The sequence below is a fragment of the Planotetraspora kaengkrachanensis genome (assembly GCF_016862895.1).
Lineage (GTDB): Bacteria > Actinomycetota > Actinomycetes > Streptosporangiales > Streptosporangiaceae > Planotetraspora > Planotetraspora kaengkrachanensis.
In genome coordinates this window covers 187,906-205,494 of sequence record NZ_BONV01000015.1, presented here as the reverse complement: position 1 = coordinate 205,494, position 17,589 = coordinate 187,906, and the positions used below count along the sequence as shown (strand labels likewise).

The window sequence follows — 17,589 nt, the reverse complement described above, 5'->3', positions numbered from 1 at the left end:
CATGACGCGGATCCGGTGGGGCTCGCCTACCGGGTCTGGTCGGTCGGGCGGATGAGGATCTCGTTGACCGCGACGTGCTCCGGCTGAGTGACCGCGTAGAGGACGGCGCCGGCGATGTCCTCGGGTTGCAGGGTCCGCATGGAGGCGGCCATCTTCTGTGCGGCGGCCTGCATCGTGGGGTCGGTGATGTGGCCGGCCAGTTCGGTGGCGACGAAACCGGGCTCGACGACCACGACGCGCACGCCCCGTGCGGTGACCTCCTGCCGCAGCGACTCGGAGAAGGCGGTGACGCCGAACTTCGTCGCCGCGTAGACGCCGCTGTTGGCCGACGCGGTCCGGCCCGAGGTCGAGGAGACCTGCACGACGGTGCCCTTGCGCTCCAACAGGTGGGGCAACGCCGCGTGGACCATGTACATCGACCCGAGCAGGTTGGTCTCGACCATGCGCGTCCATTCCGTGGTGTCCGCGCCCTCGATCGGGCCGCTGAGCATCACCCCGGCATTGTTCACCAGGACGTCCAGAGCGCCGAAGCGCTCGACGGTCTCCGCGGCCGCGGCCCGCACCGACTCCTGGTCGGTCACGTCCAGGTCGAGGGTCAGAACCTCTCCGGGAGCCTTTCGCGCCAGAGAGTCCAACCGGTCGGCGCGCCGGGCGCCGATCGCGATACGGGCGCCCTCCGCGGAGAGGGCCAGCGCGGTGGCCTCGCCGATGCCCGACGACGCTCCAGTGACGAGTACGACCTTTCCCTCCAATGTGGTGCTCATGTGCTTCCTTTCCACAGGGCCCGCGGGGTTCACAGCCCGCCTGACCATTGAAAACATCCTAAGCGGACCGGCTGGTCACGTTAGCGTAGCAGCGAAACGGACCGCTCGGTCACCTTGAGGAGTAGGCTGATGGGCGGAAGGAGGCACATGACTGGAACGACGCCCGCCGTCCCGTCGCGCAGCGATGCGGTGCGCAACCGCCGGCTGCTGCTGGACGCCGCGGCCAAGACGTTCGCCGAGCGCGGAGTCGAGGTGTCCATCGGTGAGATCGCGCAACGTGCCGGGGTGGGGAAGGGCACGGTCTTCCGCCACTTCTCCTCCAAGGAGGAGCTTCTGGCGGCGATCATGCTCGGCATGCTCGATGAGCTCGTGGGCACCGGCACCGCGCTGCTCGCGGAGGGCGACCCCGGCCGGGCGCTGCACGCGTTCATGACCGCCGGGGTGGAGATCTTCGTCAGGGACCGAGCGTTCTGCGAGGTCATCGGACGGCCCTCGTTGCAGAACCCGCAGGTGCGTGACGCGATCGATCGCCTGTGCGATGTCGCGGAAGCGCTCACCGCCCGCGCCCGCGAACAGGGCGTCGTCCGCCCGGACGTCACCGGCACCGATGTCGCCCTGCTGCTGGGCGGCATTCAGCGGACGGCTGAGTCGTTGCTCAGCGCCGAGCCGCAGGCGTGGCGCCGGTACCTAGAGTTGGCCTTCGACGGCATCACCACCCACACGGGGCGGACGCTTCCGCACCCGCCTCCGCGCCACCTGCCGCTGGCCGCCCCTGCCGCCGATCACGGGCGCTGAGCGAGCGCCGTGCTCAGCCGGCGAAATGTCGTAGCACTCGTACACAATCGCGTCTCGTGTACGAGTACTACCGAGCCGCGGATCGTGATGCCGCGTTGGTGGACGCGGAGTCGCCGCGTGTCATCGAGCCGGGAGTGGCGCGAGGCTTCGACGCCGTCGATGCCGGCAAGATCGATCCCGAGAACGAGTTCTGCCGGCTGGTGGCGATGATCCTCGATGTCCCCTATTCGTTGGACCTTGTCGGGCTGACGTACTTGTATCCGCCGCCAGAGGGGGCTCCGCGGAGCCCCGAAGAGGCGGACGCCCTCCCCGAAGGATCTCCATACCTGGAAGGACCGGGGATCGCGGAGTTCGCAGTGCGCGTCCGTGACGCCCTGGCGGAGGTAGAAGATGATCGTCTACCTGTGCTGGCGGCTCGGTGGTCCGGGATCGAGGAGTTCAGGCGCTACAGCGGTACTACTCCGGACGAGCTGTTGTCGTTGATCGAAGACTTCGTGGGGCTCGCACGCCGAGCCAAGGCCCATGATCAGATGCTCTACTGCTGGATGGGCGGATGGTAGGTGGGCCTTCGTCTCCGTCGGGCACGCCCGGGGACCTACAGCCGGGCGGCGATGGCAGGGCCCTGGTCGCGAAGCCATGCCTCGGCGCGAGGCAGACGGTCCTTCACGCCCTCGTCCCACATCCGCTTGAAGACCGGGTCGATCGCTGCGGCCGCGTTCATGTTGACGTGAAAGCGGTGGATCATGGCGGCCGCCGCGGGGACCAGGACCCGGCGCTGCGTGGGGGTCATGCCGTACGCGTCGGCGAACAGGGCGACGCGATGAGGGATGTCGAGGCCGACGAATGAGGGCGCCCTGTCCTTGGGGTGCAGCAGCGGCGCCCAGTAGTAGAGCGCATTGGCCAGATCGTCGATTCGCGTGGTCGGTTTGGCGAGGTCGAAGTCGATGAGTGCGGCGGGCAGGCCGTCGCGGAAGACGACGTTGCCGGGGCAGTAGTCGCGATGGCCCACCACCAGCGGTTCGCCGTCGGAGGTCGAGTCCCTGTTCCACGCGCCGGGTGTTCCTCCCCACTGCGCGTCCCCAGGCGGCGTCCAGCCGTCCGCGGCGTCGTGAAGCCGGCGGACCAGCCGTGCGAGTTCGATCAGCACCTCCTCCACCGAAGTGTGAGGCGGAAGGGGCTCCCGCGGGACGTCGCCGGGAACGAAAGAGAGCACCTCTCGGCCCTGATCGTCGAAGCCCAGGGGAATCGGAGCGTCGGAGAAACCCGCGGTGTGCAGATGCGCCAGGTAGGCGTGAACCGTCCTGGTGAAGGGCCGGGCCGGACGGCGGACCGTGTCGCCCACCCGAACGATCGCCTGAGTGACGCCGTCGCCGATCAGCGGCTGCTCACCGGCCTGACCCACGTCAGGGTTCTGGTCTGTCATGACCCTCACCTGATCACATCTGTGTCCCCCGCCGGGGACGGCATCGGTGCCACGCACCCCACGGGAGGCGAGGGAGGATGCGCGAATTCGCTCGCGCGCCGCGTGCGGCCTGGAGGCTCGCTACTCCTTGAGGCGATCGGCCACGGAGTCGTACCGCCTGAAGGCTCTGACAGAAAGGCCCGCGATCAGGACGAGGACGGCGCAGACGATGCCGCCGCCCGCCCACGCGGGGACGAGCCCGAAGGCGCTGGCCGTCGCACCGGCTCGCAGGTCCCCGAGCCGGGGGCCGCCAGCGACGACGACCATGAAGACTCCCTGCATGCGCCCGCGCATCTCGTCGGGGGCATAGGTCTGCAGGATCGTCTGCCGCCACACGGCGGAGACCAGGTCGGCCGCGCCCCCCATGGCCAGCAGGACCACGACCAGCCACAACTGCTGGGCGAACGCCGCGGCGGCCACGGTGAGACCCCACACCGCGATCACGATGGTGAGAGCCACTCCCTGGCGGCGCACGCGTCCCATCCACCCCGAGAACAGTCCGGCGGTGACCGATCCGATGGCGATGCTCGCCGACAGCCACCCGAAGGCGACCGTGGATCCGTCGAACCGCTCGGCCGCCATCTGCGGGAACAGGGCCCGCGGCATGGCGAACGCCATCGCGATGATGTCCACGGCGAAGGACATCATCACGATGGGCTTGCTCACGATGTAGCTCAGCCCGTCGACCACCGACCGGAAGCCCGGCCGGGAGATCTCACCCAGGGGTTCGAGGCGCGGCAGCCGTACGGCCGCGTAGAAGCCGGCGCCGAACAGGACGGCGTCGATCAGGTACGCCGTGCTGTAGCCGCCTCTCACCAGGACCACGCCGGCCAGCAGCGGGCCGAGCACCGAGCCGAGGCTGCTCACCAGGAAGTTGAGCGTGTTGGCCGCGGCCACGCGCTCTCTGGGGAGCAGCCTCGGGATGATCGCGCCGCGCGTCGGCGAAGTGATCGAGAACCCGATCGACTGGAGCACGACCGCGACCAGGATGAGGTAGACGTTCTGCAGCCCGGCCCAGGTCTGGATGAGCAGGGCCAGCGTGGCCAGCCAGGCCACGACCGATCCGGCGAGCAGGAGCTTGCGGCGGTCGACCGCGTCGGCGATGGCGCCGCCCCAGAGCCCGAAGATCACCAGCGGGATGAGGTTCGCCGGTCCGAGCAGGCCGACCCACAACGAGGATTTCGTGATGTCGTAGATCTCGGCGCTCACGGCCACGGACGTGAGCTGGAAGCCGATGAACGACACTCCCTGGCCCACGAGAAGCCGTCGGTAGGCGGGGACTCTGAGGGGCCTGACATCGAGTGCGACACGTCTAAGGCCTGACTCGACCTCCGTCATTCCCCAACTCCGCCAATCTCGGACATATGTAACATCCGGGCACTTTACCCATATGACCTGGGCCACGACGCACCGGGAGGGATCTCCGGACCGGAATCGACCGTCTCCGGAACGCGTTGAAATCTCTATGCCTGGGGATAACTCGGGATTGTCGGCGTGTCCCGATAGGGTCGCTCCGGGAAACCAGGTTGTGGGTGCCGCCGGGGAGCGGGCACCCTTGAGATGCCGTCAAAGGAGGACAGAGCAGCATCGTGACCGCATCTGAGAGATCCATACAGCTGGTGAAGGTCGCCGCCGAGGCCGCAGCGGAGAAGCTGGCCGACGACATCATCGCCTACGACGTGAGCGAACAACTCGTCATCACCGACGCGTTCGTGCTCTGCTCCGCGTCCAACGACCGCCAGGTCCGCGCCGTGGTCGACGAGATCGAGGATCGCCTGCGCATCGAGGCCGACGCGAAGCCGGTGCGCCGCGAGGGCGAGCGTGAGGGCCGCTGGGTCCTCCTCGACTACCTCGACATCGTGGTCCACGTCCAGCACGAGGAGGACCGCACCTTCTACGCCCTGGAGCGGTTGTGGAAGGACTGCCCCTCGATCCCGCTTCCGGAGAGCGTCACCAAGGTGGCCGCCCAGCGCGCCCGCGGGGCCGGCGAGTGACGCAGCGGAAGCCCGTGAGACGTTCGGCGACGCGGCAGCGGCGCAAGGGGGCGGAGTGAGCCGACGGATCGTCTGCCTCCGCCATGGCCAGACCGTCTGGAACGTCGAGCGGCGTTTCCAGGGGCACACCGACATCGGCCTCGATGACACCGGTGTCGCTCAGGCCGCCCGGGCGGCCTCCCTGCTCGCGGCGCTGCAGCCCACGATGATCGTCTCCTCCGACCTGCGGCGGGCGTACGACACCGCCTCCGCTCTGGGTCGCGTCACCGGACTCGACGTCACGGTCGACAAGGACCTGCGGGAACGCGGCGGCGGCGAGTGGGAGGGCCTCACCCGCGAGGAGATCAAGGCGGGGTGGCCCGCCGAATTCGAGGCGTGGGAGGCCCCCGGCGGCGAACTCGTGACCGATGTGGCCGAGCGCGTCGCGGAGGCGATGCTCCGCTGGTCGGCGAAGATCGACGAGGACGGCCTGCTGGTCGTCGCCTCGCACGGCGCCGCCCTCCGTCTCGGCATCGTCCGTCTCATGGGCCTGCCACAGGAGTTGTGGCCGGCGGTGGGCGGGCTCGGCAACTGTGCGTGGTCCGTCCTGGAGCAGGGACGCAAGGGCTGGCGCCTCCTGGAGCACAACGCGGGCACCCTGCCCGAACCTGTGATCAGCGACGACAGCCCGGCCGCCACCGCCGACGCCTGATCGCGCCACGCCGCCGCGCACCGTCCCCCGGAGGGACGGTGTGCGGGCCGTGCCAGCGCCGTGTGCGGGCCGTGCCAGCGCACGCCCCGACCGTGGGCGCATGACTTCCTCACAGAAACCCGCACCGGCCTCCGTGCCGCCGGGCGCGATCGAGGCGGAAGGCCTGGTCAAGCGTTACGGCGACACGACCGCACTGGCCGGTCTCGATCTGATCGTCCCCCCGGGCAACGTCTGGGGCCTGCTGGGACCCAACGGCGCGGGCAAGACCACGGTGGTCCGCATCCTGTCCACCCTGCTGCGCCCCGACTCCGGCCGCGCGTCGATCTGCGGCGCCGACGTGCTGCGGCGGCCGGGGCGGGTACGCGAGCTGATCGGGCTGACCGGTCAGTTCGCGGCCGTCGACGAGGCGCTGACCGGGTTCGAGAATCTCCTCCTCGTCGCCCGGCTTCTGGAACTCCCCGGCCGCCGGGCGCGGGAGCGGGCGGGCGAGTTGCTTGACCGCTTCGGCCTGTCGGAGGCGGGTGGCCGGCTCGTCAGGACGTATTCGGGCGGCATGCGCCGCCGGCTGGACGTGGCCGCGAGTCTCCTCGGCACCCCGTCGGTGTTGTTCCTCGACGAGCCGACGACCGGCCTGGACCCCCGGTCACGCGGTGACGTGTGGGATCTCGTGCGAGGCCTCGCGGCGGACGGCACGACCGTGCTGCTGACCACGCAGTACCTGGAGGAGGCCGACCGGCTCTCGCACGGGATCTCAGTGATCGACCACGGCCGGGTCGTGGAGACCGGCACGCCCGCACAGCTCAAGGCGAGGGTGGGGCGCCAGACGATCGAGTTGCGCCCGGTGGATCGCGGCCGGGTGGACGACGCCGAGGAGATCGTGGCCCACGTCACCGGGGCGGCCGCCGTACGGGACCGGGAGGGATGGCTGGTCTCGGCGGCGTTGCCGGTCGGCGGCCGGGCCGGCGCGGTGCTGGCCGAGGTGGCCGCCCGGCTGGAGACCGCGGGGATAGAGGTGGCCGAGATCGGTGTGCGGCTGGCCACCCTGGACGAGGTCTTCCTCGCCCTGACCGGGCACGACGAGCCGGTGGAGGCGGGACGATGAACGCGACGCGAGCGGCCCGCCACGGTGTAACGCTGGGATGGCGGAACATCGCGAAGTTCCGGCACACCCCGGATCAGCTGCTGGACATCCTGCTGATGCCGATCACGTTCGTCGTGATGTTCGTCTTCCTCTTCGGCAACGCGGTCTCGGGTGACTGGCACGCCTATCTGCGGTTCGTGATCCCGGGCATCGCGGTCCAGGCGCTGATGTTCGCCATGCTCGGTGGAGCGCTCGCGCTCAACGCCGACATGCGTGAAGGGATCCACGACCGGTTCCGCAGCCTGCCCATCGCCCGGTCGGCACCTCTGGTCGGGCACATCCTCGGCGACTGCCTCAAATACGTGTTGTCGGTCGTCTTGGTGTTCGCGTTCGGCGCGGCGCTGGGCTTCCGGTTCGGCGGCGGCGCGCTCGCGGTGGCCGGCGCCGCCGGGCTGCTGATGGCGTTCGCGCTCGCCACCTGCTGGATCGGCGTCCTGATCGGCGTGGCGGCCAGGAACGCGGAGACCGTGCAGGCGCTCAGCCTCGTCCTGATCTTCCCGCTGACCTTCGGGAGCAACGTCTTCGTCCCGGCCGAGAAGCTCCCCGGCTGGCTGCAGGCGTGGGTGCGGATCAACCCGGTCAGCCAGGTGACGGACGCGGTGCGGGCGCTGACGCTCGGTCTGCCCGCGGGCGGGTCGGTGCCGGCGTCGCTGCTCTGGTCGGCGGGCATCGCGGCGGTCTTCGCGCCGGCGGCCGTCCTCCTCTACCGCCGCCGGGGCTGATCGGCGAGGTGGTCGGACGGCGCGGCCACGTCAGTCCGGAGCGGGTCGGCTGAGCCGGAGTCGGGTGGAGTCGGCGCGGCCACGTCCGCCCGGAGCCGGTCGAGGGCGGAGCCGGCGTCGAGTGAGGCCGCGGCCGCGTACTCCACGTCGTAGGTCTCGCCGAGAAGCGCTCGGGCGCGCCGCTCGCTGTCCACGACGTCGGGGTTGCCGCGGTCCGGAGTGCCGCGCAGCGCCGAGGCGAGCCCGAGCGACGCGGCCGCGGCACTCGGGAGGTGTTCGGCCAGCGCCACGTCGGCCAGCGCCTCGGCCACTCCCGGCGCCTCCGATCCCGCCGCGCCGAGGCGGCCGAGGGCGTCACGCAGGTGAGCCCGGGCCTCCGTGAGGTCTCCGGAGAGGGTCGCGACCCGGCTCAGCTCGATCAGGGCGAGGACGTGCATCCAGGCCTCGACGAAGCCCCCTCCGCGCAGGTCGGCGATCACCTGGGTGAGCGACGTACGGGCACGGGCGTGGTCCCCGGCGGCGCGGGCGGCGGCGGCCAGCCCGATTCGCGCCGCGGCGACCACGGAGACGAACCGGCCGGCCCGGGCGGCGCGTTCGGCGTTCGTGAGGTCGTCGAGGGCGCCCTCCGTCTCCCCGGCGCGCAGCCGGTGGAGGCCGCGCTGCGCCTCCATCCACGCGGCGTCGGACATCGCGCCCACGGCTCGCGCCATGCGCAGCGCCTCGCCGGCGGACTCGACGGCCGCGGTGTGCCTGCCGGAGACGCCGTGGAAGCCGGCCAGGATGCTCGCGGCGGCGGCGATGCCCCACCTGTCGCCGACGGCGGCGAACCGCGCGTGCGCGGTCTCGTAGTGCGCGCCGGCGGCGTCGAGGCGGCCGTCGTTCTGTGCGGCGTATCCGAGTGTCAGCTCGGCCTGGGCCGAGACCCAGCCGTCCGGATGCGCCGTCAGCCGTCCGCCGAGGCCGGACCCGCCGCGGAAGCCGTCCAGGATCATGGCCATGAAGGCGACGGCGGGATGCCAGAGACGTTCGTCGTCACCGGCGAGCTCGCGCGCCGCGTCAGCGGACGAGGCGCTCCTGGCGGGATCGCCGCTGGACTGGTACAGGGCGTCGTACGCGTACACCGTGGCCAGGGCCCTGCCGGGCACGGTGGTGCGCACGTCCGGCAGGTCCAGCACGCGGCTCAGCCACCCGGTCGCGTCGTCGCGGGTGTCGCGCAGCACCCAGTGCCACCCGAGTGCGGCGGCCAGCCGGGCCGCGGTCTGCTCGTCGCCGCCGTCCACGGCCCAGCGGAGGGCGGCGGTCAGGTTGCCGTACTCCTGGTCGAACCAGGCCAGCCGATCCAGCTGCGCTCCGGCGCGCAGGTCGGGCTCCGCCTCCTCGGCCCGCGCGAGGAAGAACGACGCGTGCGCCCGGCGCGACCGGTCCGCCTCGCCGGACTCGGCGAGCCGCGCGGCCGCGAAGGCGGCGACGGTGCCGAGCATCCGGTACCGCGACGGCCGTCCGGGGGTCTCGACCATCTCCACCAGGGACTTGCCGACCAGCGCCGCGACCACCTCGACGATCTCGTCCTCCAGGCCCATCGCCGTGCACACGGCCTGCGCCGCGTCGAGCGTGGCGCCCCCGGCGAAGACCGCCAGCCCGCATGCCGCTGTGCGCTCGGACTCGCTCAGGAGCCGCCAGCTCCACTCGACCACGGCCAGCAGGGTCTGATGGCGCGGCAGCGCCGTCCTGCTGCCTCCGGTGAGCAGCCGGAACCGGTCGGAGAGCCGGGCTGCGATCTCCGCCGGGCTCAGTGACCGCAGACGGGTGCAGGCCAGCTCGATGGCCAGTGGAAGCCCGTCGAGGCGCCTGCAGATGTCGAGCACGCCGGGCAGGTCGCCCGGGGTCAGGGTGAACCCCGGACGTACGGCGGCCGCGCGGTCGAGGAACAGGCGCACCGCCGGATAACCGGCGGCTCCGGGGACGTCCACGTCCTCGGGCGGGAGCCCGAGCGGACCCACCGGATGGAGGAACTCGCCGGAGATGCCCAGCGGCTCGCGGCTCGTGGCGATGATCCGCACGCCCGGGCAGTCGGCGAGCACGCGGCCGGCGAGACGGGCGCACGCGTCGATGAGGTGCTCGCAGTTGTCCAGCACCAGGAGCGTCCGCCGGTCGCCGATGCGCGCGGCGAGCCGGGCCGCCGCGCCGCCCGCCCCGTCGGCGGGTCCGTCGCCGGTCTCGCCGCGCAGGCCTCCCTCGCGCAGCCCGAGCGCGCGGGAGACCGCCGCGGGCAGCCATTCCGGGTCGTGGACCTCGGCCAGTTCGATCGACCACACCCCGTCGGCGTACTCGCCGGTCAGTGTCGCGGCGATCTCCTCGGCGAGCCTGGTCTTCCCCGCGCCGCCCGGCCCGACCAGCGTCAGCAGCCGGGCCTCGCCGAGGACCTCGCGGACCCGGGCCACGTCCTCGTCGCGCCCCACGAAACTTGTCACCTGCGCGCGGAGATTCCCACGACGCGTACCTTGTTGTCCGCCCCGCGGACCGTTCCGCCGTCCCTGCGGTGTTTCCGCACCCTGTCGCGGGACATCGCCTGCAGGAGCCGCGTGGCCGACGCGCAGGATCGCGGTGTGCAACTCGCGGAGCCGGGGTGAGGGATCGGCGCCCAGCTCGTCGGCCAGGATCTCGCGCAGGTCCTCGAACACCACGAGCGCCTCCGACGGCCGTCCGGCGGCCGCGAGCGCGCGCATGCGCATCTCGCCCAGGCGCTCCCGCAGCGGATGCGCCGCCGCCAGGTGGGCGAGCTCGGTCACCACGTCCGCCGGGTCCGCGCCGACCGCCAGCTCGACCTCCGCCCGGTCCTCGACGGTCCGCAGACGCAGCTCGCCGAGGCGGACGGCGTCCGCGCCCGGCCCGGCGGAGGCCAGGTCGGGCAGCGGGTCGCCGCGCCAGAGCCGTAACGCCTGGTCGAACAGGTCGCAGGCGGCCGTGAGGTCACCGGCGTCGCGGCACCGCCGTCCCTCGCTCGTGAGGTGTTCGAAGAGCCGGACGTCGACGTCCGCGGCGGGCACGTCCAGCCGGTAGCCCGTGGGCAGCAGTTCCAGCGGAATCCCGGGGGGAAGGGCGCGTCGCAGCCGGGAGACCAGTGTCTGCAGTGCGTTCGCCCCGCCCGCCGGAGGCCGACCGTCCCAGACGGCCTCGACGAGCTCGGCCGCGGAGACCGTGCGGCCCGAGTCCAGCGCGAGCCGGGCGAGCAGGGCGCGCAGACGTGGTCCCGGGATGTCGACGGTCCGGCCGGTGTCGTCGAGGACCTCCAGAGGTCCCAGCAGCCTGATCCGCACGGGTCCAGCGTCTCACGCGCGCCCTGCCGGACGCCCGTCTCTCAGCCGACGGTGATCTTGTCGACGTTCGGCCCGCCGCGGCCTGACGTCGCGGTGGCCCTCACCGTGTTCTTCCCGGCCCTGAGCTTCGCCGTGACCACCCGGTCCGCCCAGGTGTCCCAGCCGCCGGTGCCGTTGAAGGCGACCTTCGAGGCCACCACTTTGCCGTTGACGGAGATGTCCATCGGGTGGTTCGCCGTGGTGCCGTTGGCGTACCGGACGGTGAGCGGTGTGGATCCCGCCGCGGCGGCGTCGACGGTCCACTCCACGTAGCCCTTGGCCCTGTTGTCGTAGTCGACGAAGCCGGAGCCGGTGTACCCGGTGTGGTCGGTGAGGACGCCCGCCTTCGACAACCGCGCGTCCTCCGCCTGGTAGACCTTCGACGGGCCCGTCCCGCCGAACGTCACCGTCTGCGTCGAGGTGTTCCATCCGCTGACGCGGACGCCCGCGGCGGAGCCCCGATATGTGACGGTGAGCGTCTTCGACTCACCCGGCCAGAGGCTGATCGCGTTGTCCGACCACTGGGCGGGCAGGACCGGGGTCCCGGACGCGTCGACCACGTGGGCGTCGAGGTAGAACGCGGGGACCTTCCCCGTGCCTGTGTTCTTCACCGTGACCGTCGCGGTGCCCGCCGAGGCGGACGCGGCGGTCACCGAGATCGGCGCCTGGGGCATGCTCGTGAGCCCCGTGAGGTTCGCGTACGACGTGGTCGGCGTGTAGTACCAGTCGCTGTCGTCGTAGTCGAGCGTGTCGCTCGAGGTCGACAACCAGTAGACGTTCCTGTCGATCTCGCCCGAGCCGTCGCTGAGCGTCAGGCGCAGCAGGTACGTCGACGGGAGGCCGCTGATCGCGGGCACGGTGACAGCGGTGACCCGGCCGCCGTCGGCGGGCGCGGTGACGGTCGCCGTGTTGCTGTACTCACTCGTGCCGTCGAGCGCGAAGACGTCGGTCTTCACGGTCAGCCCCGCGGCGGGCGTGTGGGTCGAGTTGACGACGACCACGGACTTGTCGTCGTAGGAGTACTGCACGTGGAGCGGCGCCGTGGCCTTCCGCGTGCCCCAGTAGGCGCCGCCCTGGTCGAGGTAGGTGTCGAACAGCTGCCAGTGGAGCGAGCTCCAGCCGCTGTTCAGCATCCAGTAGATGACCCCCGTCGAGGGGTCGGACGCGTCGGTGAAGTTGCGGCCGAACGCCTCGAACTGCGCGCGGACGTTCTCGTACTGGGCGAGCTGGGCCTTGCGCACGTAGTCGTCGAGGCTCGACGGCGCGCCGTACCGGCCGACGAGGGCGTTGTTGAACAAGGTGAGGTCGTCGAAGGTCCTCGACGGCGACCGGTGGTACTGGGGGGCGGTCAGGTTCTGCCAGAGCGTGTCCTGCTCGGAGGGGGAGAGCATCCGCTTCAGCGAGTCGACCGTGGGGATGTCCGGTCCCGCGCTGACCTCGGACGCGAAGCCCGCGGCGCCGCCGAGCCGCTTGTCGTACCAGTAGTTCGGCGGGATCCAGTCGTAGGGCCCCTCCATCTTCATGCCGGAGTCGCCCAGTTGGGGTGAGGAGTTGTCCGAGGCCGCCGCGACGACCGGCGTCTTCCAGTCGGCCGCGTCGAGTGCGCTGAGGTAGTCGGCCTCCTGCGTGGCGTTCGGCGCGAAGTCGCTGCCGATGAGGAAGGTGAACACGCTCGGGTGGTCGCGCAGCCGGGCCGCCTCCGCGGCCATGGAGGCCTTGGCGATCGGATAGTCGGCCGCGGTCCACGGGTCGCCCGACTCGCCGCCGTTGGTCTGGCCCTCCCATTTGTCGCAGCACTCCCAGCCGGCCATGACGAGGATGCCCATCCGGTCGGCCATGTCGAACAGCTCGTCCGACTCGAGGTGGCCCTCCAGCCGGATCGTGTTCAGGCCCATGTCGCGGACGTACTTCAGCTTGTCCTGGACGTACGTCGTGTCCCAGCGCAGGAAGATGTCCGAGGACCAGCCGCCGCCGCGGATCAGGATCGGGCGGCCGTTGATCTTGTAGAGGCGGTGGCCGCTCGCGTCGAGCGACGAGGTGACCGAGCGGATGCCGTACGTCGACGAGGAGGAGTCCGTCACGGCGCCCTTCACCGTGGAGGTCACGTCGAGGTCGTAGAGCGGCTGGCCGCCCATGCCGTACGGCCACCAGATCCGCGGGTGCTTCACGGTGAGCGGGAAGGACACCGTCTTCGTCTCATGGGCGGCGAGCCGTACGGTCTGGCTGAAGCGCTGCGAGCCCGCTGTGCCGGCGATCTTCGCGGTGACCGGGGACGCGGAGTCGTTGCGCGCGTCGACCTTGACCGTCAGGTCGGCCCGGTTCAGCGCGCCGTTGAGCGAGGTCACGACGTGGGCGTCGCGCAGGGCGACCGAGCCGCTGCGCCGGACGAGGACGTCGCGGAAGATGCCCATGTTCCGGTCGGGCGGGTTCTGCACCCAGTCGATCCAGCCGATCGTCAGCTGCTTGTTCGGGTCGTTGGGGTTGACCTTGAAGGCGACCGAGTTGGTGCCGGGGTGCACCAGCGAGGTCACGTCGATCTCGTGGCGCGTGTACGCCCCGGCGAGCCCGGCGGCCACCTGCGTCCCGTTCACCCAGACGTCGCCGCCCGATATCAGCCCGGTGAAGTCCAGGAACGTGCTCAGGCCGGTCTCGGGTCCGACCGTGAAGTCCGAGCGGAACCACCAGGGCACGGTGAAGTCCGACGCCGGCACGTTCTTCATGTTCGTCGAGTAGAACGGGTCGGGGTAGACGCCGTCGGCGACGAGAGCGGCGAAGACGGTCGAGCGGGGTCCGGCGGCGTACCAGCCTGGGGCGGCGTAGCCCGGCGAGGAGATCGCCGCGCCGGAGTCCGGGGTGATGGACGATGACTGGATCTTGTAGCCGGGGAGGGCGATCGCCTGGGGGACCGCCTGTGAGGCGGAGGCGGGCGCGACGGGCACGGCCGTGAGACCGGCGAATGTCAGGGCGAGCGCGGCGAGTGATCGGAGCAGGGTCCGGGGGCGCACAGAATCCTCCTGAGCATTTGTTAATAAGGGTTATTAACAAATTTGCCCAGATCGTAGGACGCGCTCATGATCGCGTCAAGGGTAATCCCTGTGACCTGGGTAGTGACCTGGCATGACGTCGCGAAGACCGGTGGGTGTTGAAGAGGAGTTCCTCGTCGTCGACCTGGAATCCCGGCGGCTGACCCCGCTGGCGCATGCCATGCTCGACCAGCTGCCGGAGGAGGGCTTCGCCGCCGAGCTGCAGCGCTCGGTCGTGGAGACCAACAGCACGCCGTACGAGGACCTGATGGACGTGCGGGCCGAGCTCGTACGGCTGCGCGGCGCCCTCACGGCGGCCGCCGAGCCGCTGGGGGTCGGCGTGATCGGGTCGGGGACGACCCCGCTGGCCGGGACGGACGGCTTCACCATCTCGCCGGGCGAGCGGTTCCGGTACCTGTCGGACTCCTACCAGTTCCTCGCCCAGGAACAGCTGATCTGCGGAGCCCAGGTGCATGTGGAGATCGACGACCGGGACGTGGCCGTGCTCGCCGTCCAGCGGGTGGAGCCGTGGCTTCCCGCGCTGCTGGCACTGAGCGCGAGCTCGCCGTACTGGCAGGACGCCGACAGTGGGTATGCCAGCAGCCGGGCGCTGGCCTGGCAACGGTGGCCGACGGCCGGGCCCGTCGGGCCCTTCCGCAGCGCCGCGGAGTACGACCAGGCCGCGGAGGACCTGGTCGCCTCCGGCGTCATCGAGGACGTCGGCATGGTCTATTTCGACATCCGCCTCAGCGCCCACGTGCCGACGGTCGAGTTGCGGGTCTGCGACTCGTGTCCCCTGGTCGACGACGTGGTGCTGATCGCGGGACTGTTCCGGGCGCTGGTCGTCAGGGAGAGCGAGTCCGTGGTGAAGGGCGAGCCCCAGAAGGGCGAGGGCCGAGTCGCGCTCCTGCGGGCGGCGAACTGGCGGGCGGCGCGCTCGGGTCTCGAGGGCGACCTGCTGTCGCCGGTGAACAGCCGGCCCATGAGCGCCCCGAAGCTGATCACCTGGCTGCTCGACGATCTGCGGCCCGCGCTGGAGGAGCTGGGGGACTGGGAGGTCGTGTCGGAGCTCGCGGACGCCGCGCTGCGCCGGGGCAGCTCGGCCTCGCGCCAGCGCGGCGCCCATGCCCGGGACGGGAGGCCCGAGGACGCCGTCGACCTCCTGCTCCAGGAGACGCGCAGGTCATAGCGGCGGTCCGCCCGGCGGTCGCCCTGTGTCACGGACGGCGTGGCCGGGCCGATACCCTACTGGCCATGTCCCCGTGGTCCCCGACGTTCCCGGCCTTGGGCGCGCGATGACCGCCGCGTACTCGGGCTGGATCATCGCCGCCGCACTGCTCCTCGCCCTGGCGGGAATCGTCACCGCCGTCCGTGACCGGTCCATGGGCGTGGTCCTGCTGGCGGGCCTCGCGCTGCTCGAGGTGGCGTTGCTGGTTCAGGCGGGCATCGCTCTGGCCGGGATGGATCACGTGCGGGAGAAGGCCACCTTCATCGGCTACCTGGCCGGGACGCTGGTCATCCCGCCCGCCGCCGTCTGGTGGGGGATGGCCGAGCGCACGCGCTGGGGGCCCGGCGTCATCGCGGTGGCCGGTTTCACCGTCGCCGTCATGATCGGCAGGCTGATGCAGATCTGGAACGGGGCGGCATGACCCAGGGTGACCGGCAGGTCAGGTCGGGGCCGGGACGGCTGCTCGTGGCGGTCTACGGTGTGTTCGCCCTCGCGGCCACCTCGCGCGCCGGCGTGCAGATCGCCACCAAGTTCTCCGAGGCGCCGCTCGCCTACCTGCTTTCTGCCTTCGCCGGGATCGTCTACATCGTGCTGACCGTGGCGCTGGCCAGGAACAACCGCCGCCTGGCGCTGGTCGCGTGCGCGATCGAGCTGGCCGGCGTACTGATCGTCGGGACGCTGAGCCTCGTGGACTCCCGGGCGTTCCCCGACGCGACCGTGTGGTCCGGCTACGGCAGCGGCTACGGATTCGTGCCTCTCGTGTTGCCGGTTTTCGGGCTGATCTGGCTGCTGCGCCGCCGTCCCGTTTCCTAGGTCGTCGCCCTCCGTTCGCAGGGCCGGCCACCCACCCCGCCGTGGTGAGGAATAACGCCGCTGATACGGTTGTCGAAACGTGGGATGACTGGACGATCGCAGCTAACGGGAGTGAACACCGGCATGAGTGCCGTCGCCGCACACAGACAAGGCAACAGGTCGATGGCCTGGCTGATCGCAGCGGGGATCGCCCTGGCGGCGCTCAACCTGCGGACGGCCGTGACCAGCGTGGGACCGGTCCTCGACCAGGTCAGCGAGAGCCTTGGCATGTCGGGGGTGGCGACGGGCCTGCTCACCACGCTGCCGGTGTTGTCCTTCGCCGTCTTCGGGGGCCTTACCCCCGCGCTGTCGCGGATCATGGGCGAACGCCGGCTCCTGCTGGTCGCGCTCGCCCTGCTCGGGGTCGGCCTCGCCGTCCGCGCAATGGTGGGCAACACCCCGGTGTTCCTGGCCGCGAGCGTGGTCGCGCTGTCCGGCGGCGCCATCGGCAACGTGGTGATCCCGACCCTCATCAAGCAGCATTTCCCCCGCCGTGCGGGTGCCATGACGACCGTCTACTCGACGGCTCTCGCTGTCGGAACGATGGTCGCCGCCGCGGCGACCGTGCCCATCCAGCGGGCGGCCGACGGCAACTGGCACATCGCGCTGGGAGTGTGGGCGGCCTTGGCCGCTGTCGCCGCCATTCCGTGGCTTGCGCTGTCGCGCAATGAGCCGGAGCGGTCCCGCACCCTCGCGCGCACGGGAACCGGCGAACTCATCCGGACCAGGCTGGCCTGGGCCATCGCCGGCTACTTCGGGTCGCAGTCGCTCATCGCGTACGTGATGTTCGGCTGGCTGCCCGAGATCCTTCGGGACAACGGCTACACCGCGGGCCAGGCGGGAACCGTCCTGGCGGTCTTCACGGGCCTCGGCATCCCGATCTCTCTGGTCGTGCCCCCGCTGGCGACGCGCCTGCGGAACCAGCGCGCGCTCGTGGTCGGCTTCGCCGTCCTCTACGCGGCGGGATTCGCCGGCCTCATGACGGGCCACGCGCTCTGGGTCTGGTCGCTCCTCGTGGCCGTCGCGATGGGCACGTTCCCGCTGGCGTTGTCGATGCTCGCCCTGCGCACCCGGACGCCCGAGGCCACCAGCGCGCTGTCCGCGTTCGGGCAGAGCACCGGCTACCTCATCGCGGGCGCCGGGCCGCTGGCCTTCGGCGTCCTGCACCAGGTGAGCGGCGGGTGGACGGTGCCGTTCGCCCTGCTGTTCGTGGTCGTGGCCGGGCAGGTCGTCACCGGCTGGTACGCGGGCGCCGAACGGACGGTCGAGGACGAGCAGCGCCCGCGCGGTGGCAGGCACGCCGCCCATCGGGCCACTCCGGACGCCTCGACGTCAGATGCTTCCGGCGCGTCGCCGTCCCACGGCGAGGGGCACGCCTCCGGCGCGTCGCCGTCCCGCGCTCCGGGCGGCTCGCCGTCCCCGGACGAGGACGACGCGCCCGTCACCGTCTCCGCCGCCTGATCGCGGAGAGTCAGCCATCGAGTGATCCCGGGCATTGAGGCGTGCGCCACCGCGGGGGCGGCGCAAGCCTCACGGGACCACCGTCCGGGGCGAGGGCCGG

The 17,589-nt window shown here is 71.3% G+C and carries 15 protein-coding genes; 10 read left to right on the top strand and 5 right to left on the bottom strand.

What is annotated here, in order from left to right; all coding sequences use genetic code 11:
* Positions 1-26 precede the first annotated feature (26 nt).
* A complete protein-coding gene (locus Pka01_RS19095; protein WP_203884145.1) occupies positions 27-764 on the bottom strand; it encodes an SDR family NAD(P)-dependent oxidoreductase in 738 nt (245 codons plus the stop codon).
* Positions 765-911: 147 nt separating this feature from the next.
* Here Pka01_RS19095 and Pka01_RS19090 point away from each other — a divergent pair, with 147 nt between their 5' ends.
* Both Pka01_RS19090 and Pka01_RS19085 read left to right on the top strand, forming a co-directional pair.
* A complete protein-coding gene (locus Pka01_RS19090; RefSeq protein ID WP_203884144.1) occupies positions 912-1,559 on the top strand; it encodes a TetR/AcrR family transcriptional regulator in 648 nt (215 codons plus the stop codon).
* Positions 1,560-1,615: 56 nt separating this feature from the next.
* On the top strand, positions 1,616-2,119 hold the full coding sequence (locus tag Pka01_RS19085) for a hypothetical protein (protein WP_203884143.1): 504 nt from the start codon (positions 1,616-1,618) through the stop codon (positions 2,117-2,119).
* 35 nt (positions 2,120-2,154) lie between these two features.
* On the opposite strand, the gene Pka01_RS19080 is transcribed toward Pka01_RS19085, so the two are convergent.
* Both Pka01_RS19080 and Pka01_RS19075 read right to left on the bottom strand, forming a co-directional pair.
* Positions 2,155-2,982 (bottom strand): phosphotransferase enzyme family protein, encoded by an 828-nt coding sequence (locus Pka01_RS19080; protein ID WP_203884142.1) that lies wholly within the window; start codon positions 2,980-2,982, stop codon positions 2,155-2,157.
* Between the two features lie 120 nt (positions 2,983-3,102).
* Positions 3,103-4,359 (bottom strand): MFS transporter, encoded by a 1,257-nt coding sequence (locus tag Pka01_RS19075; RefSeq protein ID WP_203884141.1) that lies wholly within the window; start codon positions 4,357-4,359, stop codon positions 3,103-3,105.
* 251 nt (positions 4,360-4,610) lie between these two features.
* On the opposite strand from Pka01_RS19075, the gene rsfS reads away from it, so the two are divergent.
* The 4 genes from rsfS (at position 4,611) to Pka01_RS19055 (ending at position 7,569) form a co-directional block, all read left to right on the top strand.
* The gene (gene rsfS / locus Pka01_RS19070; protein ID WP_203884140.1) at positions 4,611-5,015 is read left to right on the top strand and encodes a ribosome silencing factor; all 405 of its coding nucleotides are present in this window, start codon (positions 4,611-4,613) and stop codon (positions 5,013-5,015) included.
* Positions 5,016-5,070: 55 nt separating this feature from the next.
* Positions 5,071-5,706, top strand: a complete 636-nt coding sequence (locus tag Pka01_RS19065) for a histidine phosphatase family protein (protein WP_203884139.1) — start codon at positions 5,071-5,073, stop codon at positions 5,704-5,706.
* 100 nt (positions 5,707-5,806) lie between these two features.
* The gene (locus Pka01_RS19060) at positions 5,807-6,808 is read left to right on the top strand and encodes an ATP-binding cassette domain-containing protein (RefSeq protein ID WP_203884138.1); all 1,002 of its coding nucleotides are present in this window, start codon (positions 5,807-5,809) and stop codon (positions 6,806-6,808) included.
* On the top strand, positions 6,805-7,569 hold the full coding sequence (locus tag Pka01_RS19055) for an ABC transporter permease (protein WP_203884137.1): 765 nt from the start codon (positions 6,805-6,807) through the stop codon (positions 7,567-7,569). The genes Pka01_RS19060 and Pka01_RS19055 overlap by 4 nt, the downstream gene beginning before the upstream one ends.
* On the opposite strand, the gene Pka01_RS19050 is transcribed toward Pka01_RS19055, so the two are convergent.
* Positions 7,551-10,886 carry an AfsR/SARP family transcriptional regulator gene (locus tag Pka01_RS19050; protein ID WP_203884136.1) on the bottom strand — a complete coding sequence of 1,112 codons (3,336 nt, stop codon included), beginning with the start codon at positions 10,884-10,886 and terminating at the stop codon, positions 7,551-7,553. The genes Pka01_RS19055 and Pka01_RS19050 overlap by 19 nt on opposite strands.
* 41 nt (positions 10,887-10,927) lie before the next feature.
* Positions 10,928-13,930 carry a glycosyl hydrolase 2 galactose-binding domain-containing protein gene (locus Pka01_RS19045; RefSeq protein WP_203884135.1) on the bottom strand — a complete coding sequence of 1,001 codons (3,003 nt, stop codon included), beginning with the start codon at positions 13,928-13,930 and terminating at the stop codon, positions 10,928-10,930.
* 112 nt (positions 13,931-14,042) lie between these two features.
* Here Pka01_RS19045 and Pka01_RS19040 point away from each other — a divergent pair, with 112 nt between their 5' ends.
* The 4 genes from Pka01_RS19040 (at position 14,043) to Pka01_RS19025 (ending at position 17,489) form a co-directional block, all read left to right on the top strand.
* A complete protein-coding gene (locus Pka01_RS19040) occupies positions 14,043-15,137 on the top strand; it encodes a carboxylate-amine ligase (protein WP_239115116.1) in 1,095 nt (364 codons plus the stop codon).
* A gap of 73 nt (positions 15,138-15,210) precedes the next feature.
* Positions 15,211-15,597, top strand: coding sequence for a hypothetical protein (locus tag Pka01_RS19035; RefSeq protein WP_308442252.1), 387 nt, complete (start codon positions 15,211-15,213; stop codon positions 15,595-15,597).
* Complete coding sequence (locus tag Pka01_RS19030; RefSeq protein ID WP_203884134.1) at positions 15,594-15,989, top strand: hypothetical protein; 396 nt, start codon at positions 15,594-15,596, stop codon at positions 15,987-15,989. Before Pka01_RS19035 ends, Pka01_RS19030 begins: the two co-directional genes overlap by 4 nt.
* Before the next feature lie 123 nt (positions 15,990-16,112).
* Entirely contained in the window at positions 16,113-17,489 is a 1,377-nt protein-coding gene (locus Pka01_RS19025; protein ID WP_203884133.1) for a CynX/NimT family MFS transporter, read from the top strand.
* Positions 17,490-17,589: the final 100 nt, after the last annotated feature.

Bases quoted from the DNA above. Each gene is read 5' to 3' on its own strand.
- Pka01_RS19095 (WP_203884145.1), bottom strand. From the start codon at position 764: ATGAGCACCACATTGGAGGGAAAGGTCGTACTCGTCACTGGAGCGTCG.
- Pka01_RS19090 (WP_203884144.1), top strand. From the start codon at position 912: ATGACTGGAACGACGCCCGCCGTCCCGTCGCGCAGCGATGCGGTGCGC.
- Pka01_RS19080 (WP_203884142.1), bottom strand. From the start codon at position 2,982: ATGACAGACCAGAACCCTGACGTGGGTCAGGCCGGTGAGCAGCCGCTG.
- Pka01_RS19075 (WP_203884141.1), bottom strand. From the start codon at position 4,359: ATGACGGAGGTCGAGTCAGGCCTTAGACGTGTCGCACTCGATGTCAGG.
- Pka01_RS19060 (WP_203884138.1), top strand. From the start codon at position 5,807: ATGACTTCCTCACAGAAACCCGCACCGGCCTCCGTGCCGCCGGGCGCG.
- Pka01_RS19055 (WP_203884137.1), top strand. From the start codon at position 6,805: ATGAACGCGACGCGAGCGGCCCGCCACGGTGTAACGCTGGGATGGCGG.
- Pka01_RS19040 (WP_239115116.1), top strand. From the start codon at position 14,043: ATGACGTCGCGAAGACCGGTGGGTGTTGAAGAGGAGTTCCTCGTCGTC.
- Pka01_RS19030 (WP_203884134.1), top strand. From the start codon at position 15,594: ATGACCCAGGGTGACCGGCAGGTCAGGTCGGGGCCGGGACGGCTGCTC.
- Pka01_RS19025 (WP_203884133.1), top strand. From the start codon at position 16,113: ATGAGTGCCGTCGCCGCACACAGACAAGGCAACAGGTCGATGGCCTGG.